This window comes from Streptomyces sp. NA02950 (assembly GCF_013364155.1).
Lineage (GTDB): Bacteria > Actinomycetota > Actinomycetes > Streptomycetales > Streptomycetaceae > Streptomyces.
This window is the reverse complement of sequence record NZ_CP054916.1, coordinates 3,400,266-3,426,083: the sequence shown is the minus strand read 5'-3', so window position 1 is coordinate 3,426,083 and position 25,818 is coordinate 3,400,266. Positions and strand designations below refer to the sequence as shown.

Sequence of the window (25,818 nt, the reverse complement as noted above, 5' to 3'; positions counted from 1 at the left end):
CCGCCAGGAGCCTTGCGGGGAGTCCGCCCTGAGCACCGTCGTCACCGCATGCCTCGCCGCCGTCCTGCTGCTGGGCGTGCTGGCGTTCGCCGTGGTACGGCCACGGGGGTGGCCCGAGGCCGTGGCCGCCGTGCCCGCCGCCGCCCTGGTGGTGGCCGTCGGGGCGGTCTCGCCGTCGCAGGCGTGGGCGGAGACCCGCAGTCTGCTGCCCGTGGTCGGTTTTCTGGCCGCGGTGCTGCTGCTGGCCCAGATGTGCGCGGACGACGGGCTGTTCGACGCGGCGGGCCAGGCGGTGGCCCGGGCCTGCGCGGGGCGCACCGACCGGCTGCTGGGCGGGGTGTTCGCGGTCGCGGCCGTGGTCACCGCGGTGCTGAGCCTGGACGCCACCGTGGTGCTGCTGACCCCGGTGGTGTTTGCGACCGCGACCCGGCTCGGTGCCCGGTCCCGGCCGCATGTGTACGCCTGCACCCATCTGGCCAACTCCGCGTCCCTGCTGCTGCCGGTCTCCAACCTCACCAATCTGCTGGCCCTGGAGGCCAGCGGGCTGTCCTTCACCCGGTTCGCGGTGCTGATGGCCCCCGCCTGGCTGCTGGCCATCGGCATCGAATACCTCGTCTTCCGCCGCTTCTTCGCCGCCGATCTGGCCGCCGGGACCTCCCTGCCGCCGCCGGACCGATGGCCGCGGGTGCCGCGGTTCGCCCTGGCCGTGCTGCTGCTGACGCTGGCCGGGTTCGTGGGGACGTCCCTCGTCGGCCTCGATCCGGCGTGGGCGGCCTGGGCGGGTGCGCTCGTGCTGGGTGTACGGGCGCTGCGGCGGCGTACGGCCACGGTGCGGGGGGTGATCGGCGCGGCGGGACCGCTGTTCTGCCTGTTCGTGCTGGCGCTGGGGGTGGTGGTCCAGGCCGTGCTGGCGGGCGGTCTCGAGGAGTGGCTGGCCCGGTTGCTGCCCGGCGGTACGGGGCTGGCCGCGTTGCTCGCCGTCGCCGGGGTGGCGGCGGTGCTGGCCAATCTGATCAACAATCTGCCCGCGGTGCTGGCGCTGCTGCCGATCGCCGCCGAGAGCGGGCCGGGGCCGGTGCTCGCCGTGCTGATCGGGGTGAACCTGGGGCCCAACCTCACCTATGTCGGTTCCTTGGCCACCCTGCTGTGGCGGCGTATCGTCCGCCACCACGACGCGGACGCCGACTCGGGCCTGGGCGAGTTCACCCGTCTCGGGCTGCTCACCGTGCCCGCCACCGTGGTGGCGGCGACCGTGGCCCTGTGGGCCGTGCTGTCGACCACCGGAGGCTGAGCGAACCGTGATCGTGCTGATCTGGATCACCGAGGGCACCTGGCGGTCCACGGTGGACGCCGCCCGTGCCCAGCTGTCCTCCGGCGGCGGGGCCGGGGAAGCCGAGGTCCGGCTGCTGTACGTCACCGACGACCAGGTCGCGGACGCCGCCCACGCGGCCTTCGCCGGACTGCTCGGCCGTGGCCACCCCGAGCGGGACCCCGGGGACCGGATGGAGGAGCTGGGCCGGACCGCGGCGGCCGAGCTGCTGGAGGCCGCCGCCGCACGGCTGGGCCACCCCGCCGTCCGGCTGCACCGCCACGGCCGGGTCGAGCACGAGGTGGTGCGCGCTGCCGACGGCGTCGACCTGCTGATCTGCGCCCGGGACGGGGACCGTGACCGGCTGGGGCCGCACAGTCTGGGGCACGCCACCCGCTTCGTGGTGGACCACGCACCGTGCGCCGTGCTGCTGGTGTGGCCCGTTCCGGCACCCGGTCTGGACTCCCTGCCGCCGCCCCCGGGCTGAGGTGCGTCCGTGCGTCCGTACGGAGTCCGTACGGACCTCCGCCCGGAGGGATGAAAACCGCCGCGCCGGGCGGACCCGGGCGGCGGTGGCGGCTGGACGCCGGGACCGGACCGTCAGGACCCGATCAGGACTCGATCCAGTTGTGGGCCTGGGCCAGCTCGACGATCCTCCGGCGGACCTGCTTGATCTGGTCGGCGGTCAGACTGCCGCCCACCTCGACCAGGGCCTCGGTCAGTTCACTGCGGAACTCGGCGACCGACAGCACGTCGCACATCGTGTCGTCACCCGCGTCCGGGCCCGCCGTCCGTATCACCGACGGACCGGCCGCGCGCTCGACGATGCGGACCTCGGACGCCTTGGGGCCCTTGTCCCCGTACTCCGGGACGAACTGCACCTTGGATCCGGGCTGGAACAGGTGCTTCTCGTCCAAGAGGTCGTTGGCGTGCATGAAGACGTCCTCGCCACCGTCGTCCGGTGCGATGAAGCCGTAGCCGCGAAACTCGTCGAACCGCAGAATCTTGCCCGTTGTTGTCAACGTGCTACCCCTACCCCTGTACCTCTGCCTCGTTGTCCTCGACCATGATCGAGGGATGTGTCCCCACCATGACACCTGGGGCTCAGCCTAGCGAAGGCGGGTGGGCCGGAGAAGGCCCGGACAGGACCGCCACCCGCGCCCCCGGCCGCAGCCCCCAGCGCTCCATCGCCCCCGCCTCGGCCTCCAGAACGTGGCGGGCGCGCAGCCGGGGCCGCCCGAGCCGGCCGGGCCGCAGGGTGTGCACGGCCAGCACGGTCAGCCGCCGGTCGAGATAGGCGACGTCGATGGCGAACCGCATCCGGAAGGTGTGCACCCCGCTGGCGGGGGTGAGCAGGATCGCGCCGGTCAGCCCGTCCCGGCCGAGCAGTCCGCGGGAACGGGCCCGCCAGGAGGCGGCGATCAGCAGCGGGACACCATCGGCGCCCCCGGACACCCGCAGGGTCCCGGTGCCGTCCCGCGGTCCGTCCGCCCCGTGCGGTCCGTGCCCCATTCCGCGCCCCTTTCCGCCCCTCCGCGCAGTGTTCCACCCGAGGGGCGCTTCCGTAGGCTCGGGCCGTGCATCCGCTGTTGACCGCCTTCGCCGCCGCGTACGGCGCGGCCGCCGGGGCGCTGGTGCCCCGTCCCCTCTACCGGCTGGCCGTCGAACCCGACGAGCCCTGGCGCACGGACTGCCCGCGCGGGCATGTGCTCACCGGCCCGGCCCGCGGCTGGCTCGGCCCCGCCCGCTGCCCGGGCTGCGGGGGCGGTGCCTGGGACGGAGGGCGTGGGGCGGCGGCCGCGGTGGTTCTCACCGCGCTGGTGTGCGCGGGGCTCGCGGCGGCGGTCGGCACCCGTCCGGAGCTGGCGGTGTGGCTGTTGCTCGCCCCGCTGGGGGTACTGCTGGCCGGGGTGGATCTGGCGGTGCACCGGCTGCCGGACGTCCTCACCCTGCCGATGGCGGCCGGGGCCGCGGCGCTGCTCGGCGCGGCGGCGCTGCTGCCGCACAGCGCCGGGTCGTGGCCGCGGGCACTGCTGGGCGGGGCGGTGCTGGGCGGGGCGTATCTGGTGCTGTTCCTGATCAGCCCGAGCGGTATGGGGTTCGGTGACGTCAAGCTGGCGCTGACGCTGGGGATCGCGCTCGGCTGGTACGGCTGGGACGTGCTCCTGGTGGGTGCCTTCGCCGGGCTGCTGCTGGGTTCGCTCGCCGCCGCGGCCCTGGTCCTGACCCGGCGGGCGCGGCGCGGGACCGCCATGGCGTTCGGCCCCTGCATGATCCTGGGGGCGTGCGCCGGGTTGGTACTGGGGGCTCTGGGGGCTGGATGACATCAGCGCCGCGCTGATTGTCACCCTCGCCGATGCATGGACAACCCCTCACGAAGGGTTATGGTGGAAACCCCCCCTCGGGCCGGTCCGTACTCCCCCCCACGGACCGGCCCGCTCTATTTCGGGGCCTGCGGGGCCCCGTGGGCGTACATACGGCCCACGGAGCCCGCAAAGATGATCACTGAGTGTTACGGCGCGCTGCGGGCCGCCCAGATGTTCACGCCCTCGGTGGTCTGTGCGAGGGATTCGATTTCGGACAGCTCCTCCGTGGTGAGGGCGGGCGCGTCGAGCGCGGCGACATTCGACTCCACCTGCCGCACGCTGGACGCCCCGCTGAGCGCCGAGGTCATCCGGGGGTCCCGCAGCACCCAGGTGAGGGCGAGCTGCGCCAGCGTCTGGCCGCGCCGCCGGGCGATCGCGTCCAGTCCGCGCAGCCGCCGCACGGTGTCCTCGGTGAGCAGTGCCGGGTCCAGCGACTTGCCCTGGGCCGCGCGCGACCCCTCGGGGACGCCGTTCAGGTACTTGTCGGTCAGCAGACCCTGGGCGAGCGGCGCGAAGCAGATGCAGCCCATGCCCGCGTCCTGGAGGGTGTCCAGCAGTCCGTCGTCCTCCGTCCAGCGGTTGATCATCGAGTACGAGGGCTGGTGGATCAGGGCGGGCACGCCCAGCTCGCGCAGAATCCGGGCCGCCTCGCGGGTGCGGGCGGAGCTGTAGGAGGAGATGCCGACGTACAGCGCCTTGCCCTGCTGGACGGCGGTGGCCAGCGCGCCCATCGTCTCCTCGAGCGGGGTGTCCGCGTCGAAGCGGTGCGAGTAGAAGATGTCCACGTAGTCGACGCCCATCCGGCGCAGCGAGGCGTCGAGGGAGGACAGCAGGTACTTGCGCGAGCCCCATTCGCCGTAGGGGCCGGGGTGCATCCGGTAGCCGGCCTTGGTGGAGAGGATGAGTTCGTCCCGGTACGGGCGGAAGTCGCGGGCGAAGATCTCTCCGAAGTTGCGCTCCGCGGACCCGGCGGGCGGACCGTAGTTGTTGGCCAGGTCGAAGTGGGTCACCCCGAGGTCGAAGGCGCGGCGCAGGATGGCGCGCTGGGTCTCCCGCGGGGTGTCGTCGCCGAAGTTGTGCCACAGACCGAGCGAGAGGGCGGGCAGCAGCAGACCGCTGCGGCCGGTGCGCCGGTAGCGCATGGTGTCGTAGCGGCTCTCGGCGGCGCGATACGGGGCATGGATGTCGTTCACAGGGCTTCGTCCCAGGTCCGGGGGTGGGAACAGATGACCCTATACGGCTCGTCCCGGGTTCCCGGCGGCCGGGAGAGGGAGCCGTGGGCAACCCCGTCCGGGCGCCCCGGTTAGCCAGCCCCGCCGCCCCGCAGTAGTGTGTCGGCCTTGGGGCGGACCGCCATGGTGAGCCATGCGAGGCACTGAGGGGCTGGAAGACGTGAAGTTGCGCGACCTGGTGTACGGGCTGTACGCACGCCGGGTGGAAGGCCGCCTCGACCACGCCCAGGTGCCCAAGCACATCGGCGTCATCCTCGACGGCAACCGCCGCTGGGCCCGCGCCGCCGGTGGCACCACCGAGCAGGGTCACAAGGCGGGAGCCAGCAAGATCCAGGAGCTGCTCGGCTGGTGCAACGAGACGGACGTCGAAGTTGTCACGCTCTGGATGCTCTCCACCGACAATCTGGACCGCCCCGAGGCGGAGCTGGTACCGCTGCTGGGCATCATCGAAAACGCGGTGCGCGACCTGGCGGCCGACGGCCGCTGGCGGGTGCACCACGTGGGCAATCGCGATCTGCTGCCCTCCCGCACCCAGACGGTGCTGAAGGAGGCCGAGCACGCCACCGAGCACATCGACGGAATACTGGTCAACGTCGCCATCGGGTACGGCGGTCGGCAGGAGATCGCCGACGCGGTGCGCTCGCTGCTGCTGGACCACGCCAGCCGGGGCACCACCTTCGAGGAGCTCGCCGAGGTCGTCGACATCGACCTCATCTCCGAACACCTGTACACCCGGGGGCAGCCCGACCCGGACCTGGTGATCCGCACCAGCGGCGAACAGCGGCTCTCCGGCTTCATGCTCTGGCAGAGCGCTCATTCGGAGTACTACTTCTGCGAGGTTTTCTGGCCCGCCTTCCGCAAGGTGGACTTCCTGCGGGCGCTGCGCGACTACGCCGCCCGGCACCGCAGGTACGGCGGCTAGTCTCCTTCACCGTCACCGCAGTTCACCGGCCGGGGCCGGACGCCGCTCGGCGTCCGGCCCCGGCCGTCGTGTGACGCTCTGGTCTCACAACGTTCATATACGTGCCGTCATATGCCGTTGCATGGCTCCGCACGTTCGAGGGAATATCCCTTGCAGGTCGACGCCCTGTCCCGGCGAACGGTGGGGACGGGGCATCGTCGGATTTGCCAGCGGACGGCATCGGGCCGTCCGCCCGGGAGGCCCTTTGCACACGGACGACTGTGCGGATCGTGCGTATGACGCGGAGGGCCGGCGCACGGCCTTCCGTGGAGGGCCGGGCCCGGTCCGTCGTCCCCCGCCTGTGGCGGGGAGACCCCACTCCCGCGACGCCGTCGCACCCCGACCTCTCCCGAGGGGGTTCGTCCACCCGTGGTGACCAGCACAAAACGCCGCGAGCACGACCGGCGCACCTATGTCCTCGACACCAGCGTCCTGCTGGCCGATCCCAATGCCATGGCCCGTTTCGACGAGCACGAAGTTGTGCTGCCCGTCGTCGTGGTCACGGAGCTGGAGGCCAAGCGGCACCATCCGGAGCTGGGGTACTTCGCCCGGCAGGCACTGCGCCTGCTGGACGAGTACCGCATCCGGTACGGCCGTCTGGACGCTCCGATCCCGATCGGCGAACTGGGTGGCACCCTGCGTGTCGAGCTCAACCACTCCGACCCCGGTGTCCTGCCGGCCGCCTTCTGGAACCACGGCGGCCGAGTGGGGGACAACGACTCGCGGATCCTCGCGGTCGCCAGAAACCTCCAGGCCGAGGGGTACGACGTCACCGTCGTCTCCAAGGACCTGCCGCTGCGCATCAAGGCGTCCTCGGTGGGCCTGCTCGCCGAGGAGTACCGCGCGGAGCTGGCGATCACCGACTCGGGCTGGACGGGGATGGCGGAGCTCGCCGTCTCCGCCGAACAGGTGGACGATCTGTTCGCCGCCGAGACCGCGTACATCCCCGAGGCGGCCGAACTGCCGGTGCACACCGGACTGGTCCTCCAGTCCGAGCGCGGCAAGGCGCTGGGCCGGGTCACCCCGGACGGGCAGGTCCGGCTGGTGCGCGGCGACCGCGAGGCGTTCGGGATCCACGGGCGCAGCGCCGAACAGCGCATCGCACTGGATCTGCTGCTCGACCAGGAGGTCGGCATCCTCTCCATGGGCGGCCGGGCCGGTACGGGCAAGTCGGCGCTGGCGCTGTGCGCGGGTCTGGAAGCGGTACTGGAGCGGCGGCAGCACCGCAAGGTGATGATCTTCCGCCCGCTGTACGCGGTGGGCGGGCAGGAGTTGGGCTATCTGCCCGGCAGCGAGGCGGAGAAGATGAGCCCCTGGGCTCAGGCGGTCTTCGACACGCTGTCCGCGGTGACCAGCGCCGAGGTGATCGAGGAGGTCGTCGGGCGCGGGATGCTGGAGGTGCTGCCGCTCACCCATATCCGCGGCCGTTCGCTCCATGACGCCTTTGTGATCGTCGATGAGGCGCAGTCGCTCGAACGGAACGTGCTGCTGACCGTTTTGTCCCGCATCGGCGCCAACTCCCGGGTGGTTCTCACCCATGATGTGGCACAACGGGACAATCTCCGTGTCGGGCGCTACGACGGTGTGGTGGCGGTGGTCGAAAAGCTCAAGGGCCACCCGCTGTTCGCGCATGTCACCCTCACCCGCTCCGAGCGGTCGCCGATCGCGGCCCTGGTGACCGAAATGCTGGAGGACGGCCACATCTGAGTCGATAGCGGCCGGTTGGGACCGGCATGGGCGACGGGACGCCGCGCACATGGGCCAAGGAGCCTAGCCGCGCGGCGTCTTGCTGCGCTGGGATTTCCAGAAATCCCTGGGCGTAAACGAGGTGTGAGCTTTCACACCCAGCGGGGAATTGCCTCCGGGCCCACGCTTCCGGCAGTGTGTGGGTCCTGTCAGGCCCCGCATACGGCACACCAGTACCCCCAGCGGTACCGAACCACAGCAGCACCAGAATTGAAGAGCGTTCGTCGTATGCCGCCCGAGCACCTCGGGGCCCTCTGTCGGGGGGACCCACCGGGCCCGTGCCTCCCGTGACCAGCCGAACCCACCGAGCGCAACCGGGGACGGAACAAGGGGAGGACAGCGCCAGGGGCACGATTGCGCCCGCGAGGTCACCTAACCGGGCGATGCTGGAAGGAAACCGAGTGAGCCGGATTTCGGTCCGGGGATTCGCAGTGGCCTCGGCCACCGCGGTCACCACTGTGGGCGCCGTCGTCGGTGTCGCCGCGGGTAGCGAGCAGCAGCAGGGCTCGTCCGACCCGATCGAGGCGACCGCCGCCGACTCGACGCTCCTCGCGGACATACCCGCCGGGCAGCAGGCCGTGGCGCAGGGCGCTTCTCTGGCGCAGCAGGCGGATGTGCAGTCCACCGCCGCCGACGCGGAGGCGAAGAAGTCCGCCGAGGAATCTGCCCGCAAGCAGGCGGCCAAGGACGCGAAGGCCAAGAAGGCCGCCGCGGACAAGGCGGCCGCCGAGAAGCTGGCCAAGGAGCGCGAGGAGAAGAAGCAGGAGGTCGCGAGCCGTTCCGCCAAGCGTGAGGCCGTCGACATCCCGCAGAAGGCCTCGTACACCATCGCCGAGACCCAGGCCATCGCGCGCCAGATGATGGCGAGCGACCAGTTCCAGTGCTTCAGCAACATCGTGGACCACGAGAGCGGGTGGAACTACAAGGCCACCAACGCCTCTTCGGGTGCCTACGGTCTGGTCCAGGCGCTGCCGGGTTCCAAGATGGCCTCGGCCGGTGCCGACTGGCGCACCAACCCGGCCACGCAGATCAAGTGGGGCCTGAACTACATGAACGACCGCTACGGCAGCCCGTGCGGCGCCTGGTCGTTCTGGCAGGCCAACAGCTGGTACTGATCGGAGCCGGCCGCACGGCCGACACCGGATCGAGCTTCCCGAAACCCCCGGCCGCACCCGGTCGGGGGTTTCGGCTGTCCTCAGCCGGTAACGTCTTCCCGACGGCTGAGGGGGAACTGGGGGTAGGGAAAGAGAAATGTCCAGATTGCCGCAATGGGTGGGCAGGCTGGGAGCCGGTCTGACCCGGCTCGCCACCCGGCTCGAGACCCAGCAGGCCGCCGCCTCCGGAGCCGGTGAAGGCGCCGCGAGCGCCTCGGGATCCGGGGCCGACGGCCCGGGTGGCTCCGGCGCGTCCGCCGACGGCGCCGCGTCGTCGTCATCCGGGGCGCCCGACTCCGGTGCGGCGGAGGGTACCGGGGAGGGCGGAACCGCCCGTCCGGAGCAGCCCGCCAGCGTTCCCGCGCCGCCCGCCTACGCGCCCGCCGTCACCGCCAGACCCGATCCGGTGGCCACCGTGCCCTGGGGCGTGCGGGTCGCCGCCGAGGCCGGATGGCGGCTGTTGGTGCTCGCCGGAACGGTCTGGGTGCTGATGCGCGTCATCAGCTCCATCGAGCTGGTGGTGCTGTCCTTCACGGTGGCCCTGCTCATCACCGCGCTGCTGGAACCGACCGTCACCCGGTTCCGCAACCGCGGCGTACCCCGGGGCCTGGCGACGGCGATCACCTTCATCGGCGGCTTCGTGGTCATGGGGCTGGTGGTCTGGTTTGTCGTCTGGCAGGTGATGGAGAACATCGACGAGGTCTCCAGCAAGGTCCAGGACGGTATCGACGATCTGCGCCGCTGGCTGCTGCACAGCCCGTTCCATGTGACCGAGGCCCAGATCAACCACATCGCCAAGTCACTGCGCGAGGCGGTCGGCGCCAACACCGAGGAGATCACCTCGGCCGGTCTTGAGGGCGTCACGGTTGTTGTCGAGGTGCTGACCGGCGTTCTGCTGACGATGTTCAGCACGCTGTTCCTGCTCTACGACGGACCGAAGATCTGGAACTGGACGCTCAAGCTGGTCCCGGCCGCCGCCCGCGAGGGCGTGGCGGGTGCGGGCCCGCGGGCCTGGGCCACCCTGACCGCCTATGTGCGCGGCACGGTGCTGGTGGCTCTGATCGACGCGATCTTCATCGGGGTCGGACTGTTCTTCCTCGATGTGCCGATGGCGGTACCGCTGGCCGTCTTCATCTTCCTCTTCGCCTTCATCCCGCTGGTCGGTGCGGTGGTCTCCGGCGCGCTGGCGGTGGTTGTCGCACTGGTCACCCAGGGCGTGTTCACCGGGGCGATGGTGCTGCTGGTGGTGCTGGCCGTCCAGCAGATCGAGGGCCATGTCCTCCAGCCGTTCATCCTCGGCCGGGCGGTGCGGGTCCATCCGCTGGCCGTGGTGCTCTCGGTCGCGGGCGGCTCGCTGATCGGCGGGATCGGCGGCGCGGTGGTCGCCGTTCCGCTGGTGGCGGTGGCCAATACGGCCGTCGGCTATCTGCGTGCGTACAACAAGGAGAACGCCCTGCGGGCGGTCCCCGGCCCGCACGGCGCGACCGCCGTCGGGGTGGCGCCCACCGCGCCGCCCTCGGCCGCTCCGCCCGGGGAGGCCCCCGAGGGCGAGGGGAACGGAGACGAGCGCCGCTGAGCTCCTCCCGTGAGGGAAGACGGACGAGGGGCGCCCACCGCCGTGGCGGTGGGCGCCCCTCGTGGTGCGTGCTACCGGTGCCGCTCGGCTCAGCCGTTGGCGGCGAGGGTGGCCTCGGCGTCCAGCGTGGCGCCGACGGCCTGGAGCACAGCAGCGATCTTGAAGGCTTCCTGGATCGTCTCGCGGTCCTGGCCCGCCTTGCGGAGCACCTGCTCATGCGAGTCCAGGCACATTCCGCAGCCGTTGATCGCCGACACGGCCAGCGACCACAGCTCGAAGTCGACCTTCTCCACACCCGGGTTGCCGATGACGTTCATCCGCAGACCCGCGCGCAGGTTGTTGTACTCCGGGTCGGACAGCAGGTGCCGGGTCCGGTAGTAGACGTTGTTCATCGCCATGACGGCGGCGGCCGACTTGGCGGCCGTGTACGCCTCCGGCGACAGGTTGGCCTTGGCCTCCGGCTCCAGCTCCGACAGCACGCGCGGCGAACGCGAGGCGATCGCGCAGGCGAGCACGGTGCCCCACAGCTGCTGCTGCGGCAGGTCGGAGTTGCCGATCACCGAACCGAGGTTCAGCTTCAGGTCCTTGGCGTAGTCCGGCAGGGCGGACTTCAGCTCGTCGAGTGCCATATCAGCTCACTTCACTCGGACAGGAGCTTGACCGGGTCGAGGGTGTCCTCGCCCTTGCTCCAGTTGCACGGGCACAGCTCGTCGGTCTGCAGGGCGTCCAGCACCCGCAGGACCTCCTTGGGGTTACGGCCCACGGAACCGGCCGTCACCATGGTGAACTGGATCTCGTTGTTCGGGTCCACGATAAAGACGGCGCGCTGCGCGAAGCCGTCCTCGCCCTCGATGCCGAGGTCGCGCATCAGCTCGTGCTTGGAGTCGGCCAGCATCGGGAAGGGCAGGTCACGCAGGTCGGCGTGGTCCTTGCGCCAGGCGTGGTGGACGAACTCGGAGTCGCCGGAGAAGCCGAGGATCTGCGCGTCACGGTCGGCGAACTCGTCGTTCAGCTTGCCGAACGCCGCGATCTCGGTCGGGCACACAAAGGTGAAGTCCTTGGGCCACGCGAAGACGATCTTCCACTTGCCCTCGTAGGTCTTGTGGTTGATCTGCTCGAACTCGTTGCCGCTCTCCAGCGAGACACAGGCGGTCAGGTCGTACTCGGGGAACTTGTCACCGACAGTGAGCACGCGCTCTCCTTGCAGCTTTCGGGTAGGAACCCCTTTTGATCTGGGATTCCATGGGGTTGGACGGCTTACACCCTGGCACAGCTGGCATTGATCAGTGAAATAGCTAGACTCGGTGATGTTGATTGGAGGTGGTTATCAGTGGCCGTACCAGCCACCCCGGGCAAGCCCCGGCAGCCCAGCCTGTCCCAGCTCAGAGCCTTCGCGGCGGTTGCGGAGCAGCTGCACTTCCGGGACGCCGCGGCCGCCATCGGGATGAGCCAGCCCGCGCTCTCGGGCGCCGTCGCCGCCCTGGAGGAGACGCTCGGAGTGCAGCTGCTGGAGCGTACGACGCGGAAGGTGCTGCTCAGCCCGGCGGGGGAGCGGCTGGCGGCCCGGGCCCGTACCGTCCTGGAGGCGGTCGGTGAGCTGCTGGAGGAGGCGGAGGCGGTCCGGGCGCCGTTCACGGGGGTGCTGCGGCTCGGGGTGATCCCGACCGTGGCGCCGTATCTGCTGCCGACCGTGCTGCGGCTGGTGCACCAGAACTACCCCAGCCTCGATCTCCAGGTGTACGAGGAGCAGACCGCCTCGCTGCTGGACGGGCTGGCCCACGGGCGGCTCGATCTGCTGCTGCTCGCGGTGCCGCTCGGTGCCCCCGGCGTGGTCGAGCTGCCGCTCTTCGACGAGGACTTCGTCCTGGTCATGCCGCAGGACCACTGGCTGGGCGGACGCAGCGACATCCCGCGCGAGGCGCTCAAGGAGCTGGATCTGCTGCTGCTGGACGAGGGCCACTGTCTGCGCGACCAGGCGCTGGACATCTGCCGGGAGGCGGGCCGGACCGAGGGAGCCCCGGTGACCACCAGCGCCGCCGGGCTCGCCACGCTGGTGCAGCTGGTCGCGGGCGGCCTCGGGGTGACCCTGTTGCCGCGCACCGCGCTGCGGGTGGAGACCGGCCGCGGTGACCACCTGGCCACCGGCTACTTCGCCGACCCGGTGCCCGCCCGGCGGATCGCGCTGGCCATGCGCGCGGGCGCCGCGCGTGCGGAGGAGTTCGAAACGTTCGCCTCCGCGCTGCGCGACGCCCTGCGCCCGCTGCCGGTGCGTATCACCTCGTGACGCGCACCGGCCCCCCGTGCGGCTCCCCGGCTACTCGGTACGCAGCCCCTCCGGGCGCATCATGCGCCACAGGGGCGGCAGGCTGACCAGGGTCACCAGGAGGATGACGCCCGCGCCGACACCGGTCATCAGGCTCAGGCTCGTCCAGTCCACGGTCCAGGGCTCGCCGACCATCTTCAGCAGCATCGTGCCCAGCGCGAGCCCGCCCGCGATCGACAGTGCCAGCCCCAGGATCACCGGGACGGCGGTCTGCCACAGCACGGACCAGCTGAGCGTGGACCGGCGGGTGCCGAAGGCCACCAGGACGGACAGCAGCCGCTTGCGCTCGCGCAGTTGCTCCAGCGTCGAGACGATCATGCTCGCCCCGATGAGCAGCAGGGTCGCGGTGGCGCCGATGAGCAACCCCTTGCGCAGCGTCGCGAACTGATGGGACTCCGAGGTGCTGGTCAGCGTGTACACGTCCATCATCGGGGACAGCACCGCACTGGTGTTGCGCACGTACTCCACCGCGTCCGGCACCTTCGGGTCCAGCCGCAGCATGGCCTGGGCCCTGGGATCGGTGAGCCGGGAGACGTTGAGGGCGCCGGGGGTGGCCAGGATGCCGGGGTTCTCCGAGCCCTGCGGGTCCAGCTTCGTCTTCACGGTCTTGGCCGAGCGCGGGACGGTCCACAGCTTCGGGTTCCCGCTGACCGGATAGCCGTCCCCGTCCAGCCGCAGATTGACCCGCACACCGGGCTTGAGGAACGAGGGCTCGTCCGGCGGGAAGGTGTCGGACTCGGCCACGAAGACATCGCCGTCGGAGCAGCGGCCGAGCGCGGCCATCTCGCGCAGGGTGGCGCAGTCGGCGACCGTGACGGACTCCGTCGGGGTGTCCTGGGGCGCCCGCTTCTTCTTGGGGTGGGCCTCGGCCACGTACCCCGAGGTGCTGCCGAGCACCTGACGCACGCCTTTGGTGGCGCGGTACTCGGCGAAGGCGGCGTTGGCCTGGGAACCGTTGTCGACCTGGATGGCCGCGGCCGCCTGGGCGCGGTGGGGGTCCTGACCGGTGTCCTTCGTCTGGTTGTCCTGCACGGTGGCGAAGAGCATCTGGATCGCGATGGCCCCGGCGACGGCGACGGTGATGCCGCTCACCGCACGGGCCGCCGTCCCGCTGCTGAGCTGAAGCCGCCGGGTGGCGAGCTGCCAGGGCAGCGGTCCCTTGCCGAACCTCTCGACCACCGCCTCGACCAGCCAGGGCAGCAGCGCCGTGGTGCCGATCAGCAGCAGTACGGCACCGGCCGCCGCCTGGTACACCTCCCGGTCCCCGCTGTTGCTGGTGGCGCCGAAGCCACCCGCGAGCGGCAGCAGCAGACCGATGCCGAGCACCGGGAGGAGCAGCCGCCACCACAGCCTGCGGCGGCGCGGGGTGGCGTTGCGTACGACGCCCAGCGGTTCGATGGCGATCCCGCGCAGCGCGACCAGGGTGACGAGCACGGCCGAGGCGGGTACGACGACCGCGATCAGCAGCGCCAGCGGCGCGGAAGGACGGATGTCGGAGGCGAAGAAGCTGACGTCCCACAGCGTGACCGTGCTGGCCAGCTCCCGCACCCCCAGGAACAGCACCCCACCGGTCACCAGCCCGAGGAGCGAGCCGAAGAGCGACTCCCCGGCGGCGATCCGCCGGGTCATATGGCTGTCGGCGCCGACCAGGCGCAGCGCGGCCAGTCGGCGGTCGCGCCGCTCGCCGCCGAAGCGTGCGGCGGTGGCGATGAAGATCAGAACCGGTAGCAGCAGCACCACACAGCCGACGATGACCAGCAGCAGCACCCCGGGGTTCAGGGGGCTGGTCGTGGGCGGTGTGCCCCAGTGGTCGATGCGGTACCCCTGGTCGTGCTCGAACGCCGCGCCGTCGACACCCGCGTAGTACCGCAGATCGGCCGGGCCGGACAGTCCGCTGTCGGTGATGGTGCCGACGACGCGGTAGGGCAGGCGCTTGCGCAGCAGGTCGTTGTCGGCGAGCAGCTTCTTCAGCACGGGGGAGACCCACATCTCACCGGGGGCCGGGACCCGGTTCACCCCCGGGGGCTTGGGCGGGCTGTTCCCGTCGGGCGCCAGCACTTTGCCCTCGATGTCGTCCGAGTGGAACGTGGTGTTCGCGTCGGCGAGTCTGACGGTGTCCGGTCCCGCCTTCACGTCGGGGTCGATGCCGGTGCCGAAGGTCGAGCGGGCCGCGCCCCGGTCCGCTCGGAGGTCGTAGGCGTTGGGGGCGGACGAGGCGAGCAGCAGCAGCACCACGCCGAGCCCCACCCCGACCGCCGTCATGATCGTCCTGGCCCAGCTCTCCCGGCCGCCGGTGACGGCGAACCGGGCCCCCATGGCGAGGTCGGCGGCCCAGCGGGAGAACGCACCGCGGCGCGGGGGCTCCATCCGCTCCGGTGGTGCGGTCGCGCTCCCCTGGGCCGTCATCGGACGCCCGCCATGTCCCGCGCCTTGCCGTCGCGCACCACGACCTCGCGGTCGGAGTAGGCGGCGACCCGGGCCTCATGGGTGACCAGGACCACGGCGGCGCGGGTCTCCCGGGCCGCCTCGGTCAGCAGCTCCATCACCCGTTCCCCGTTGAGGGAGTCCAGCGCTCCGGTCGGCTCGTCGGCGAACAGCACCCGCGGGCTGGTGACCAGCGAGCGGGCGACGGCGACGCGCTGCCCCTGACCGCCGGAGACCTCACCGGGCCGCTTGGCGCGCACGTCCGCGACCTCCAGCCGCTCCAGCCAGGACAGCGCCCGGGCCTCGGCCTCCTTGCGCTTGACGCCGTTCAGCCGCAGCGGAAGCGCCACGTTCTCCACGCAGTTGAGCTCCGGGACGAGCTGGCCGAACTGGAAGACGAAGCCGAACTCGCCGCGGCGCAGCCTGCTGCGCTCGGCGTCCGACATCGAGGACAGCTCGCGCCCGCTGTAGTGGACCGACCCCGCGTCCGGTTTGACGATCCCGGCCAGGCAGTGCAGCAGCGTGGACTTGCCGGAGCCGGAGGGGCCCATGACGGCGACGACCTCGCCGGGGTGGATGGAGAAGTGCGCGCCGTCGAGCGCGGGAGTGGGGCCGTACGCCTTGTGGAGGCTGTCGGCGATGAGGAGGGAACCCGCGGGAGTCATGAGCGTACCGCCTTGCCGAGTTGGCCGAGGCGGGCCGCGGTCAGCTCCAGCCAGCGCAGATCGGCCTCGAGATGGAACAGAGCGTGGTCGCAGATCAGTTGGTCGCTGAGGTCGCCCTCGCGCTTGCGCTGGGTCAGATCGCGCATCAGCCGCAGATGCTCGGCCCGCTGGACATCGAGCAGATCGGCCGCGTCGCGCCCGGTGAGCAGGGCGAGGACGACCTTGGTGTAGAGCACCGACTGGAGGTACGGCTCGGGCTTCTCGGGCTGGGTGAGCCACTGCTCGACATCGGTGATGCCCGCGTCGGTGATGGCGTAGCGCTTGCGTTCCGGGCCGCCGCCGTGCTCGATGCCGTCGACCTCGACGAGACCGTTCTTCAGCAGGCGGGACATGGTCGAGTAGACCTGCCCGTAGTGGAGCGGGCGGTCGTGACCGAATCGTTCGTCGAAGGCCCGCTTGAGGTCGTAACCGTGGCGCGGGCCGGACTCCAGGAGTCCGAGCAGGGTGTGGCCGATGGACATGCGCGGCACTCTACACGATGGGTATACATCGCGTGTATAGATACGGTGAATAGATCGTTTATGCGGGTCAGAGACGTGCGGAGGGAGTGGTGTCGCCCCGGGCCGGTCGGTCGGTCAACCGGTCGGTCAGCCGGTCAGTCGGCCGGTCAGTCGGCCGGTGAGCCGGCCTCACCCGGGGCGGCGTCGCGCGGCGGGCGGCCGCGGCGCGGGATCGGCCGCACCGACCCCGGCAACCGGCCCGCGTCCGAGAGTGCCTTGCGCAACAGGAACTCGATCTGTGCGTTGGCGCTGCGCAGTTCGTCGTTGGCCCAGCGCGCGAGCGCGTCGTGCACGGCCGGGTCGAGCCGCAGCAGCATCTGCTTGCGCTGCTGCCGCGGCCGACGCGGCTGCCGTTCGGGCGGCCGCTCCGGCCCGGCGGGCAGGGCGGGCTCGGAGGGGTGCTCGCGATCCGTCACTGGTAGAGGGTGCCGGTGTTGAGGACGGGCTGCGGCGAGCGGTCCCCGCACAGCACCACCATCAGATTGCTGACCATCGCGGCCTTGCGCTCCTGGTCCAGCTCCACGATCTCCTCCTCGGTGATCCGGGCGAGTGCGGCCTCGACCATGCCGACCGCGCCGTCCACGATCTGGCGGCGCGCGGCGACCACGGCGCCCGCCTGCTGCCGCTGGAGCATCGCGGAGGCGATCTCCGGGGCGTAGGCGAGGTGGGTGAAGCGCGACTCGACGATGCGCACCCCGGCCGCCTCGACCCGGGCGTGCAGCTCGGCGGCCAGCTTCTCGGTGATCTCCTCGGCGTTGCCGCGCAGCGACAGGCCGTTCTCGTCGTGGGCGTCGTAGGGGTACTCGATGGCGATGTGCCGCACCGCCGCCTCGGTCTGGGTGGCGACGAACTCCAGGAAGTCGTCGACCTCGAACATGGCCTGCGCGGTGTCCTCCACCTTCCACACCACGACCGCGGCCAGTTCGATCGGATTGCCGTACGCGTCGTTGACCTTGAGCACCGCGGTCTCGTGGTTGCGCACCCGAGTGGAGATCTTCTGCCGGCTGGTGAGCGGGTTCACCCAGCGCAGACCGTCGGTGCGGATGGTGCCGCGGTAGCGGCCGAAGAGCTGGACGACCCGGGCCTCGCCCGGGGCGATGGTGTTCAGTCCGCACATCGCGATCAGCGCGGTGAGGGCCACCGCGATCCCGGAGACGATCAGCGCGGTCGGTCCGGCGCCCTTGTTCTCGGCGGCGACCGCCGCCCCGGCGAAGATCAGCCCGGCTCCCGCGGCCAGTCCGGCCAGCCCGCCGAGCAGGGCGAGACCGCCGCTGACGTGGCGGGCGGCCCGCTCCCGTATCCGGGGTTCGGTGCGGGGTGCTGCGGTGGATGCGACGTCGGACATGACGGTCCCCGTGTTCTCTCGAAGGCCCGGCGCTGCGGTCCAGCGACCGGCGATGTCTAGCAAAGTGCTAGCACTTTAACGTGCATGGCAACCCTGTGCACCTCCCAGCCGTCAGTTCCCGTGAGGTGGGTGCTTTTTGTCACCTTCGGAAAAAGCATGATCGATGAGTATGTGAGGGTTGTTGCGGTGTTAGCTTCATGAGCTGGGCTGGGGAGCTGACTGACTGGAACGGCAGGAGAGATGGGCAGAGCGGAAGAGCGGCGCGCACGGCAGCAGGGTGCCCGCAAGGCCAAGAAGGCCGGAAAGAAGGGGGGCATACGCCGCTTCTTCACCTGGAAGAAGATCCTCGCGTATGTCGTCACCTTCTGCGCACTGCTCGTCGGAGGGTTCTTCGCGCTCTATCTGCTGGTGGACGTCCCTCCCGCCAACGCCCTGGCCAGGAAAGAAGCCAACATCTTCAAGTACAGTGACGGCACGATCATGGCCAAGGACGGCGAGGTCAACCGTGAGTCCGTACCGCTGAGCAAGATCCCCAAGGCGGTGCAGCACACCTTCGTCGCCGCCGAGAACAAGGACTTCTACACCGACTCCGGTGTCTCCTTCACCGGCACCGTCCGCGGCCTGATCAACACCGCGCTGGGCAGGGGCAAGCAGGGTGGTTCGACCATCACCCAGCAGTATGTGAAGAACTACTACCTCAGCCAGGAGCAGACCGTCACCCGCAAGGCCAAGGAGCTGGTGATCTCCCTCAAGGTGGATCAGCAGAAGTCCAAGGACTACATCCTGGCCGGGTACATCAACACCAGCTACTACGGCCGGAACGCCTACGGCATCCAGGCCGCGGCCCGCGCGTACTACGACAAGGACGCCGAGCAGCTCAGCGTGGCGGAGGGCGCCTATCTCGCGGCGCTGCTCCAGGCGCCCAGCCAGTACGACTACTCGACCGCGGGCCCCAACGGCAAGAAGATGGTCAAGGCCCGCTGGAACTACATCCTCGACAACATGGTCGACAAGGACTGGCTGTCCAAGAGCGATCGCCAGGACATGAGGTTCAAGAAGCCCATCGACCCGCGTCCGATCCCCGGGCTGGAGGGCCAGACCGGGTACTTCATCGCCGCCGCCAAGAAGGAGCTCTTCAAGGCCGGTGTGGACGAGCGGGAGTTCGAGGCCGGCGGCTGGAGCATCACCCTCAACATCGACCGCAAGAAGCAGAAGTCGCTGGAGAAGGCGGTCCGCACCGAACTGACCGACAAACTCGACCCCAGCAAGCGCGAGGTCGACAAGCACGCCCAGGTCGGCGCGGTCTCGGTGGACCCCAAGACCGGTGGTGTGGTGGCCATGTACGGCGGTGCGGGCGCCACCAAGCACTGGACCAACAACGCGACCCGTGAGGACTACCAGCCCGCCTCCACCTTCAAGCCGCTGATCCTCGCCTCCGCACTGGAGAACGACTCCACCACCCAGGACGGCACCCCGATCACCTCCGGGACCATCTACGACGGCACCAGCAGGCGGCCGGTCAAGGGCAGCGAAGTCGGCTTTGCCCCACCCAACGAGGACAACAAGTCCTACGGCCCGGTCAGCGTCCAGAAGGCGATGAACCACTCGGTCAACTCCGTCTACGCGCAGATGGCCGTGGACGTGGGCCTGTCCAAGGTCAAGAAGACCGCCGTGGACCTCGGGATGAACGGGAAGGCCGGAGGCTTCGGCGAGAACCCCTCGATGTCGCTGGGCGTGATGGGCGCCAGCCCGTACGACATGGCCGGGGTCTACGCGACCCTCGACAACCACGGCAAGAAGGTCACCCCGACCATCGTGAAGTCCGCCGAGAAGGGCGACGAGAAGGCCGAGCTGCCCGATCCGACCAACGGCCAGGCGATCAGCCGCGGCGCCGCCGACTCGGTGACCTCCGTCCTCACCGGGGTGGTCGCCGACGGCACCGGCCAGTCGGTGCGCCGCCAGGGGATGGACGTGGCGGGCAAGACCGGTACCTCGGACGACAACAAGTCGGCCTGGTTCACGGGTTACACCCCCGGTCTGGTCACCTCCGTCGGCATGTTCGGCGAGGTTCCGGGCGGCAAGCAGGTCAGCCTCCGGGGCACCGCCGGCGGCGGCCGCGTCAACGGCGCCGACTACCCGGCCTCGATCTGGGCGGCGTACATGGGCGCGGCGGTGGACGACACGAAGGACACCGAGTTCGACCTGGACACGGACATGGGTGCGGCCGTCCCGCCGAACACCCCGCCGTCCCCGACGCCCAGTGAGGAGACGGAGTCCCCGACGCCGTCGCCGAGCGAGTCGGAGTCCGAGTCGCCGTCCCCGACGCCGACCCCGTCCCAGTCCACGACGACCCCGACGCCGACGCCGACGCAGTCGACGCCCACCCCGCCCGGCGGGGAGACCCCGCCCCTCCCGACGGCCCCGACCACCCCGCCGGACGAGGGCGATCCCGACAAACGGCAGAGGCCGTAAGCGCACCCGGGCCCCGAGCCGTTCACCACGGCTCGGGGCCCGATGGTTCTCGGGGGCGGTGGGTCAGGACGGCATCGCGAGCTCGAACCAGACGACCTTGCCCGTGCTCAGCCGTGTCGCGCCCCAGCGCCGCGCCATCCGGTTGACCAGGTACAGCCCGCGGCCGCCCTCGTCGGACGGCCGGGCCTGGCGCAGCCGCGGCAGCTGCGGCACATCGTCGCCGACCTCGCAGCGCAGTACGTCCGTGCGCAGCAGCCGCAGGGTGATCGGCCGCTCGGCGTAGCGCACCGCGTTGGTGACCACCTCGCTCACCAGCAGTTCCACCGCGTCCGTCAGATCGTCCAGATCCCAGCGGGCCAGGGCGCGGCGGGCCAGCCGCCGTGCCTGCCCGGCGGTCTGCGCCTTCGGATCCAGGAACCAGTACGCGACATCGCTGGGCGCGATGCCCTCGAACCGGGCCGCCAGCAGCGCCACGTCGTCATCGCGGTCGCCGGGCCCGAGCATGTCCAGCACCTCGTCGCACAGCGGCTCCAGCGGCGGCGGATTGGGGCCGGTGAGCCGGGCGGTGGCGGTCAGCCGCTCCCGGAGCTGCTCGATCCCGGTCCACACATCGCGCATCCGCGACTCGACCAGGCCGTCGGTGTAGAGCATCAGGGTGGCCCCGGCCGGGGCGTCCAGCTCGACCGCCTCGAAGTCGACCCCGCCGACCCCGATCGGCGCGCCCGGTGGCACCCGCAGCACCTCGGCGCGGCCGCCCCGGTGCAGCAGCAGGGGCGGCGGATGGCCCGCGTTGGCCACCACGATGCGGTGCGCGACCGGGTCGTAGACCGCGTACATGCAGGTCGCCATGCGGTCGGTGCCCAGCCGCTGGGCCTGTTCGTCGAGGTGGTGCAGCACTTCCTGGGGCGGCAGATCGAGACCAGCCAGGGTCTGCGCGGTGGTGCGCAGCTGGCCCATGATCGCGGCCGAGGTCATGGAGTGGCCCATGACGTCGCCGACGACCAGGGCCACCCGGTTGCCGGGCAGCGGGATCGCGTCGTACCAGTCGCCGCCGACCCGCGCGGTCTCCGCGGCGGGCAGATAGCGGCTGGCCAGCCGGACGCCGGTGGGCTGCGGCAGCGAGTCGGGGAGCATGGTGCGCTGCAACTCGTCCGCGATGTAGACCTCGCGCCCGTACAGCACCGCCTTGTCCACACCGAGCGCGGTGTGGGTGGCCAGCTGGGCGGCGACCAGCAGATCGTCCGGTTCGAACGGCGGCCGGTCCGGGCGGCGGACGAACACCGCGGCGCCGATCACCCGGCGGCGGCCGCGCAGCGGCGCCAGCACGGTGCGCTGACCGGTGGCCACCGAGGGCCCCTCGCCGAGGAGTTCGGGCAGCGCGGCCCGGGCGGCCTGGGAGTCGCCGAAGACCGGGCGCACCCCGCGCAGCACTTCGGCCAGCGGGCCGCCCGCCTCCACCTCGCACAGCTCGGCCGCCGGACCGCCGCCGACGGCGGGCGACAGATCCGGCTGGGAGGGCATCAGCGGCAGCCGTCCGCTGTCGGTGTCCGGGTCCAGCGGGATCCGGTCGGTACGGCGCAGCCGCAGCACCACCGGACCCACCGGGCGCTCGTCGCCCACCGGGAGCGGATCGCGCAGATAGACCAGGATCGCGTCGGCGAAGGTGGGCACGGTGGCCCGGCACAGGCCGAGCACGATCTCGTCGAGGTCGATACCGCGCGCGATCCGCCGGGTCGCCGCGCCGACGAAACGCAGCCGGTCCCCGCCGCGGTCCCGTGCGGCGGCCGTCTCGGCCACTCCGGGGCCACCGGCGGGCGGCACCGTGGGCACCGCGCCGCCGGGCGTGCTGTACGCGACCTCACCGGCCGCCGTGGCCACCGCGTCGGCCGACTCACCGGGCTGGGCCGGATGTTCGCCCGCGGCGGCCCCGGGGCGGCCGGAATCCCGGTGCTCGGTGTCCGGGGTGCGCCGGTCCCGGTCGGAGGAGCCGTCCCGCGCTCCGGGTCGGCGTGCCGCGCCACTGGCGGCATTGCGGTCCGCGTCCCACACAGGCTCGCCCTCCGGTGTGCCGTGCTCCGGCTGTGCCGGGTGCTCGCTGTGCGCCGCGTTCCGGCGCTCGGTACCTCCGCCACCGCGCGGGGCGCCCTTCGCCGCGCCGCGGCCGCGCCGCCGGGGCCGCGCCGAGCCCTGCGGGGCCGCACCGCCGCCGGGCTCCTGGGCCGGACCGCCGCGTCCTCCGGCCCGGCCGGAGGGTTCTGCGGGCTCGGCGGTCCGGCCCGGCGCGCTGTCCCGGGCCGGTGTTGCCGACGGCTCGTCCCCGGGGAGGGCCGGCCGCGGGCGGCCGCCGGCCGGCTCCTGTCCGGGGGCAGCCGCCTGCCGCACGGCGGTCCGCGGGTCCGGGACCGCGCCGTGCGCGTCCTCGGGCGTGCCCGAGGCGGCGACAGGGGTGGCGGCCTGTCGCCTGTTGTGGGAGGTCGGGTGCTCCGTCACGCGTGGGTTTCCATCCGTCCGGGGCCGTGCGCCCTGGTGTGGGGGACGCACCGAGTGTCAGGCACGTCGTCGGCAGTGCAGATAGAGCTGGATCTCGGGTGGTACGTCCGTGCTGGCCGGGGCGTACGCGTGCGAGTCCTCCCCGGTGATCTCGAAGCCCGCGTCACTGACCACCCGTCGAAGATCCTCCCGCAGATAGCCGGATACCCGGACCGAGTTGCCGAGGAACGGGATGGCGAAGTCGTCCACGTCCGCCTCCACCATGCCGATGGTCATCGGTCCGCCGGGTCTGAGCACCGCGTGCAGTGCCCGCAGCGCGTAGGGGATCTCCGGGCGGGGCAGCAGCACCAGCGAGAAGAAGGCGGCGATGCCGTCGAACGGGCCGAGTTCACGTGTCCCTCCGGGGCCGTAGCGCCCGCCGGTCCGCAGATCGACGATGTCCACCTGGTGGAACTCGGCGCCGGGGACATTGTCCCGGGCCAGCTTGAGCATGGCCGGAGAGATGTCGATTCCGGTCACCCGGTGCCCGGCCTCGGCAAGTTGACGGGACGTGGGCAGCCCGGTACCGCAGCCGACATCGAGCACCCGGGAGCCGGGAGCGAGCGTATCGGCCAGCCACTGACCGGCCTTGACCTGGCCGTCCTTATGCGGAAAGGCTTCGTCGTAGCGGTCGCCTATCGCGTCGAAGGCCTCGGCCTGGCCGCTGCGGTCCAGCGCCAGACGGTCGAAGTCCTGGTACCCCTCGTAGCCGTCGCCGTAGTCGTCCTCACTGCTCACGACTCCGCCCCTCCCTGTGACATTGCGTCAGATCTTGCGCATCGTCCGTGAGTTGCGCCAGTGTCTGGTTTCCCGCTGGTGCGGTGTTCCGGACGACGATCCTACGTTTGAAACACTGGTGCACAGCAAGAGGTTCAGGACCTCGAGTGCGCGGACGTATGCCCCCTGTCGTTGCGGTCCCAGTCCGCCGGAAGCGCGGGGACCGGCCAGGCCGGGTCGGGCCGCCAGTCCTGCCAGCCGTCCCGGAACGGCGCTCCCCACGCTTCGATGAGTCCCACGGCCGCCCGGCCGGCGGCCCGGACGCGGCGCGCCTGTGCCGCGTCCATCAGACCGGCCCGCTGGGCCTGCGCGAACTCGTCCTCGTCCTTCCATTCCCAGCTGCGGTCCGGGTAGACCGCGATGTCCAGGAAGTGGTCCTCGGAGTCCACCCCGCCGGCCCAGCGGGCCAGCGGTTCCTCCAGGTTCACGTACCAGTTCTTGAACCGCCAGCCGTGGTCCCAGAACAGCCACACCGACCAGGGCTCACCGGGCCGGGCCAGCTTGAGCACCCCGGTGCCCAGCCACTGGCACAGCGCGGTGGTGCGCGGCTTGGTGTAGCGGGTGGACAGCGGCTCGCGGTGCACCGAGGTGCCGTCGGTCAGCTGCGGTTTGACGCAGGGGGTGCCCGGGGCGAGCCACACGGCCAGCAGCTCCGGGGTGTCCTCGACGACGGTCACGGGACGGCAGATGTGGATGCGGTCGGCGGCGTTGGCGCGGTAGCGCCAGAGGATGTGGTCCCCCGGCGCCCATCGGGCGGTACCCGCCGTCCCCGTCGTCTCCACGATGTCCGCTGTCATGTGCAGATCTTAGGTGTGAGCGGGCCGCGGTGCCGTGACCTATGCCGCAACGGTTGCCTCACACAAGGTTACGGACGCGTCATACGCAGCACGTCCAGCGCCTCGTCCAGCTGCTCCCGGGTCAGCAGCCCGCGCTCCACATAGCCCGACTCCAGCACCACCTGACGGATGGTCTTCCGCTCGGCCAGGGACGTCTTGGCGACCTTCGCCGCCTCCTCGTAGCCGAGGTAGCGGTTGAGCGGGGTGACGACCGACGGGGAGGACTCGGCGTACTCGCGGGCGCGCTCGGCGTCGGCCGTGATCCCGTCGATGGTGCGGTCGGCCAGCAGCCGGGAAACGTTCGCCAGCAGCCGGATCGACTCCAGCAGGTTCTTCGCCATCACCGGGAGCATCACATTGAGCTCGAAGTTCCCGGCGGCCCCGGCCGTGGCCACGGTGGTGTCATTGCCGGTGACCTGGGCGGCGACCATCAGCACCGCCTCGGGGATCACCGGGTTGACCTTCCCCGGCATGATCGACGAACCGGGCTGGAGGTCGGGCAGCGCGATCTCGGCCAGCCCGGTGCGCGGGCCCGAGGCCATCCAGCGCAGATCGTTGGCGATCTTGGTCAGCCCGACCGCGATGGTCCGCAGCTGACCGGAGGTCTCCACCAGCCCGTCCCGGGCGCCCTGCGCCTCGAAGTGGTCCCGGGCCTCGGTGAGCGGCAGCCCGGTGGCACGGGTCAGCTCGGCGATCACCGCGGCGGCGAATCCGGGCGGGGTGTTGATCCCGGTACCCACCGCCGTACCGCCCAGGGGCAGCTCGGCCAGGCGGGGGAGCGAGGAGCGCAGCCGCTCGGCTCCGTACCGGACCTGCGCCGCGTAGCCGCCGAACTCCTGACCCAGCGTCACCGGGGTGGCGTCCATCAGATGGGTGCGCCCCGCCTTCACCACCTCGCCGAACTCCGCGGCCTTGAGCTCCAGCGCCTCGGCGAGACGGCCGAGGGCCGGGATCAGATCGGCGGTGACGGCGGCGGTCGCCGCGATGTGGATGGAGGAGGGGAAGACGTCGTTGGACGACTGGCCGGCGTTGACATGGTCGTTGGGGTGCACCGCACGGCCCAGCCGCTCGCTCGCCAGGGTGGCCAGCACCTCATTGGTGTTCATGTTGGACGAGGTGCCCGAGCCGGTCTGGAAGACGTCCACCGGGAAGTGGTCGTCCCAGCGGCCCTCGGCGACCTCCTCCGCCGCCTCCGCGATGGCCCCGGCGATGTCCTTGTCGATCACGCCCAGCTCGGCGTTGACGGTGGCCGCCGCGGCCTTGATCCGGGCCAGCGCCTCGATGTGCGCCCGCTCCAGCCGCTGTCCGCTGACGGGGAAGTTCTCCACCGCCCGCTGGGTCTGGGCCCGCCACTTGGCGTGCGCGGGGACCCGCACCTCTCCCATGGAGTCGTGCTCGGTCCGGTAGCTCTCGTCGGTCATCGTGGGACACCTCCGCCTTTCTCAGGGCTCGGTTCTCGTCCGGGGCGCCGAAGCCCCTGCCGACGGTCGACGGCGCGCCCCTGCGGCTCACTCGCCAAGGACAGCGCGTACCTGCCCCGGCG

General features: G+C 71.3%; 23 protein-coding genes. 9 read left to right on the top strand and 14 right to left on the bottom strand.

Features of this window, described 5'->3' with window-relative positions:
- The first annotated feature begins 28 nt into the window (after window positions 1-28).
- Together HUT19_RS14500 and HUT19_RS14495 are read left to right on the top strand one after the other, a co-directional pair.
- A complete protein-coding gene (locus HUT19_RS14500; RefSeq protein ID WP_176186872.1) occupies window positions 29-1,291 on the top strand; it encodes an SLC13 family permease in 1,263 nt (420 codons plus the stop codon).
- Window positions 1,292-1,298: 7 nt separating this feature from the next.
- A complete protein-coding gene (locus HUT19_RS14495) occupies window positions 1,299-1,796 on the top strand; it encodes a universal stress protein (protein WP_176180890.1) in 498 nt (165 codons plus the stop codon).
- Window positions 1,797-1,920: 124 nt separating this feature from the next.
- Here HUT19_RS14495 and HUT19_RS14490 read toward each other — a convergent pair whose 3' ends face one another.
- Window positions 1,921-2,331, bottom strand: coding sequence for a cold-shock protein (locus HUT19_RS14490; RefSeq protein WP_176180889.1), 411 nt, complete (start codon window positions 2,329-2,331; stop codon window positions 1,921-1,923).
- Between the two features lie 82 nt (window positions 2,332-2,413).
- The gene (locus HUT19_RS14485; protein ID WP_176180888.1) at window positions 2,414-2,821 is read right to left on the bottom strand and encodes a DUF192 domain-containing protein; all 408 of its coding nucleotides are present in this window, start codon (window positions 2,819-2,821) and stop codon (window positions 2,414-2,416) included.
- A gap of 65 nt (window positions 2,822-2,886) precedes the next feature.
- On the opposite strand from HUT19_RS14485, the gene HUT19_RS14480 reads away from it, so the two are divergent.
- Complete coding sequence (locus tag HUT19_RS14480; RefSeq protein ID WP_176180887.1) at window positions 2,887-3,633, top strand: A24 family peptidase; 747 nt, start codon at window positions 2,887-2,889, stop codon at window positions 3,631-3,633.
- A 188-nt stretch (window positions 3,634-3,821) separates the two neighbouring features.
- Here HUT19_RS14480 and mgrA read toward each other — a convergent pair whose 3' ends face one another.
- Window positions 3,822-4,868, bottom strand: coding sequence for an L-glyceraldehyde 3-phosphate reductase (gene mgrA / locus HUT19_RS14475; RefSeq protein ID WP_176180886.1), 1,047 nt, complete (start codon window positions 4,866-4,868; stop codon window positions 3,822-3,824).
- A 199-nt stretch (window positions 4,869-5,067) separates the two neighbouring features.
- Here mgrA and HUT19_RS14470 point away from each other — a divergent pair, with 199 nt between their 5' ends.
- The 4 genes from HUT19_RS14470 (at window position 5,068) to HUT19_RS14455 (ending at window position 10,344) form a co-directional block, all read left to right on the top strand.
- Window positions 5,068-5,829, top strand: a complete 762-nt coding sequence (locus HUT19_RS14470; protein WP_176186870.1) for an isoprenyl transferase — start codon at window positions 5,068-5,070, stop codon at window positions 5,827-5,829.
- 408 nt (window positions 5,830-6,237) lie between these two features.
- Window positions 6,238-7,575, top strand: a complete 1,338-nt coding sequence (locus HUT19_RS14465) for a PhoH family protein (protein WP_176180885.1) — start codon at window positions 6,238-6,240, stop codon at window positions 7,573-7,575.
- Between the two features lie 440 nt (window positions 7,576-8,015).
- Window positions 8,016-8,729, top strand: a complete 714-nt coding sequence (locus HUT19_RS14460) for a transglycosylase SLT domain-containing protein (protein ID WP_176180884.1) — start codon at window positions 8,016-8,018, stop codon at window positions 8,727-8,729.
- A 136-nt stretch (window positions 8,730-8,865) separates the two neighbouring features.
- Complete coding sequence (locus tag HUT19_RS14455; protein ID WP_176180883.1) at window positions 8,866-10,344, top strand: AI-2E family transporter; 1,479 nt, start codon at window positions 8,866-8,868, stop codon at window positions 10,342-10,344.
- A gap of 89 nt (window positions 10,345-10,433) precedes the next feature.
- Here the strand turns inward: HUT19_RS14455 and HUT19_RS14450 are convergent, their stop codons facing one another.
- Both HUT19_RS14450 and HUT19_RS14445 read right to left on the bottom strand, forming a co-directional pair.
- Complete coding sequence (locus HUT19_RS14450) at window positions 10,434-10,973, bottom strand: alkyl hydroperoxide reductase (protein ID WP_176180882.1); 540 nt, start codon at window positions 10,971-10,973, stop codon at window positions 10,434-10,436.
- 11 nt (window positions 10,974-10,984) lie between these two features.
- Window positions 10,985-11,536: a peroxiredoxin gene (locus HUT19_RS14445; RefSeq protein WP_176180881.1), complete on the bottom strand. Its 552-nt coding sequence runs from the start codon at window positions 11,534-11,536 to the stop codon at window positions 10,985-10,987.
- Between the two features lie 138 nt (window positions 11,537-11,674).
- Between HUT19_RS14445 and HUT19_RS14440 the strand changes: the two genes are divergently transcribed.
- A complete protein-coding gene (locus HUT19_RS14440) occupies window positions 11,675-12,628 on the top strand; it encodes a hydrogen peroxide-inducible genes activator (RefSeq protein ID WP_176180880.1) in 954 nt (317 codons plus the stop codon).
- Between the two features lie 30 nt (window positions 12,629-12,658).
- On the opposite strand, the gene HUT19_RS14435 is transcribed toward HUT19_RS14440, so the two are convergent.
- The 5 genes from HUT19_RS14435 to HUT19_RS14415 all read right to left on the bottom strand — a co-directional run bounded on the left by HUT19_RS14435 (window position 12,659) and on the right by HUT19_RS14415 (window position 17,661).
- A complete protein-coding gene (locus HUT19_RS14435) occupies window positions 12,659-15,073 on the bottom strand; it encodes an FtsX-like permease family protein (RefSeq protein WP_254885569.1) in 2,415 nt (804 codons plus the stop codon).
- Entirely contained in the window at window positions 15,070-15,756 is a 687-nt protein-coding gene (locus HUT19_RS14430) for an ABC transporter ATP-binding protein (RefSeq protein ID WP_176180879.1), read from the bottom strand. The genes HUT19_RS14435 and HUT19_RS14430 overlap by 4 nt, the downstream gene beginning before the upstream one ends.
- Entirely contained in the window at window positions 15,753-16,277 is a 525-nt protein-coding gene (locus HUT19_RS14425) for a PadR family transcriptional regulator (RefSeq protein WP_176180878.1), read from the bottom strand. The genes HUT19_RS14430 and HUT19_RS14425 overlap by 4 nt, the downstream gene beginning before the upstream one ends.
- A gap of 146 nt (window positions 16,278-16,423) precedes the next feature.
- Complete coding sequence (locus HUT19_RS14420) at window positions 16,424-16,633, bottom strand: hypothetical protein (protein ID WP_368661745.1); 210 nt, start codon at window positions 16,631-16,633, stop codon at window positions 16,424-16,426.
- Between the two features lie 95 nt (window positions 16,634-16,728).
- Window positions 16,729-17,661, bottom strand: coding sequence for an SPFH domain-containing protein (locus HUT19_RS14415; RefSeq protein WP_176180877.1), 933 nt, complete (start codon window positions 17,659-17,661; stop codon window positions 16,729-16,731).
- Window positions 17,662-17,901: 240 nt separating this feature from the next.
- On the opposite strand from HUT19_RS14415, the gene HUT19_RS14410 reads away from it, so the two are divergent.
- Window positions 17,902-20,133: a transglycosylase domain-containing protein gene (locus HUT19_RS14410; RefSeq protein WP_176180876.1), complete on the top strand. Its 2,232-nt coding sequence runs from the start codon at window positions 17,902-17,904 to the stop codon at window positions 20,131-20,133.
- A 63-nt stretch (window positions 20,134-20,196) separates the two neighbouring features.
- Here the strand turns inward: HUT19_RS14410 and HUT19_RS14405 are convergent, their stop codons facing one another.
- From HUT19_RS14405 to HUT19_RS14390, 4 genes are all read right to left on the bottom strand, one after another.
- The gene (locus HUT19_RS14405) at window positions 20,197-22,623 is read right to left on the bottom strand and encodes a SpoIIE family protein phosphatase (protein ID WP_176180875.1); all 2,427 of its coding nucleotides are present in this window, start codon (window positions 22,621-22,623) and stop codon (window positions 20,197-20,199) included.
- A gap of 57 nt (window positions 22,624-22,680) precedes the next feature.
- Window positions 22,681-23,400, bottom strand: coding sequence for a bifunctional 2-polyprenyl-6-hydroxyphenol methylase/3-demethylubiquinol 3-O-methyltransferase UbiG (locus HUT19_RS14400; RefSeq protein WP_176180874.1), 720 nt, complete (start codon window positions 23,398-23,400; stop codon window positions 22,681-22,683).
- Between the two features lie 134 nt (window positions 23,401-23,534).
- The gene (locus HUT19_RS14395) at window positions 23,535-24,236 is read right to left on the bottom strand and encodes a DUF402 domain-containing protein (RefSeq protein WP_176180873.1); all 702 of its coding nucleotides are present in this window, start codon (window positions 24,234-24,236) and stop codon (window positions 23,535-23,537) included.
- A gap of 68 nt (window positions 24,237-24,304) precedes the next feature.
- A complete protein-coding gene (locus HUT19_RS14390; protein WP_176180872.1) occupies window positions 24,305-25,696 on the bottom strand; it encodes an aspartate ammonia-lyase in 1,392 nt (463 codons plus the stop codon).
- Window positions 25,697-25,818: the final 122 nt, after the last annotated feature.